This window comes from Noviherbaspirillum aridicola (assembly GCF_019656455.1).
Classification (GTDB): domain Bacteria; phylum Pseudomonadota; class Gammaproteobacteria; order Burkholderiales; family Burkholderiaceae_D; genus Noviherbaspirillum; species Noviherbaspirillum aridicola.
In genome coordinates this window covers 1-1,038 of the sequence record NZ_BPMK01000041.1, presented here as the reverse complement: position 1 = coordinate 1,038, position 1,038 = coordinate 1, and the positions used below count along the sequence as shown (strand labels likewise).

At 57.4% G+C, this 1,038-nt stretch carries 1 protein-coding gene; it reads left to right on the top strand.

Going from position 1 to position 1,038, the window contains the following annotated elements; all coding sequences use genetic code 11:
- Nucleotides 1–92: 92 nt before the first annotated feature.
- Nucleotides 93–1,038: IS481 family transposase (locus tag NCCP691_RS21210; RefSeq protein ID WP_220810562.1), on the top strand; the 946-nt coding region annotated here is incomplete at its 3' end.

Genomic DNA, 1,038 nt, shown 5'->3' with positions numbered 1-1,038 from the left:
TGTGATGTTTCAATAGGTTGTTCTGGTTCATTCGGATTGGATTTGAGAAACTGGAAATCGCCAAACCCCCAGTTCTCAAAGAAGCCAACCGAATGAACATCCATAAGAATGCCCGATTGACGTTTATGCGTCGAGTCGAAATGGTCGAAGACGTAATCAAAGGTGGTTTGTCTGCCAGCCAGGCTGCACAGCTGTATGACGTGAGCGCAGCCACGGTACGCAAGTGGGTGGGCCGCTTCCTGGCCGGCGGACGTGCGGCACTAGCCGACCGCTCATCCCGTCCGGCATGCAGTCCGCGTGCCATTGATGGCGCCAAGGCGCTGACCATCCTGGAACTGCGCAAGAAGCGCATGACGCAAGCACGTATTGCTCAGTATCTGTCGCTGTCGAAGGCAACGGTCAGCAGAGTGCTTACCCGAGCCGGCCTGGCGCGGCTATCGGACCTGGAGCCGGCCGAACCGGTGCAGCGCTATGAACACGAGCGGCCGGGTGACCTGATTCACATCGATACGAAGAAACTGGGCCGCATAGAAAAAACTGGACATCGTGCCACAGGCAATCGACGTGATCGTAGCCGCGGCGCCGGCTGGGAAGTGTTGTTTGTCGCCGTCGATGACCATGCACGCATTGCGTACACCGAACTGCATCCGGACGAGTCGCAGGAGAGCGCTTGTCGCTTCCTGGCCAACGCCTATGCCTATTACTGCTCACTCGGGGCCATACCCAAGGCGCTGTTGAGCGATAACGGCTCGGCCTTCCGATCCAGGAGTTTCAGTCGCGTCTGCACAGCGCTGCAACTAAAGCATCGCTACACACGGCCCTACCGTCCACAAACTAACGGCAAGGCCGAGCGCTTCATTCAGTCAGCACTGCGTGAATGGGCCTACGGCTTCGTCTACAAGAATTCCGACGAGCGCGCCGAAATGCTCCATCAGTGGAACCACCACTACAACTGGCACCGCCCGCACCAAGGTATCGGCGGCAAAGCACCAATGTCCAGACTCTCAACCAACCGAAATAACCTCTTGCAACTTCACA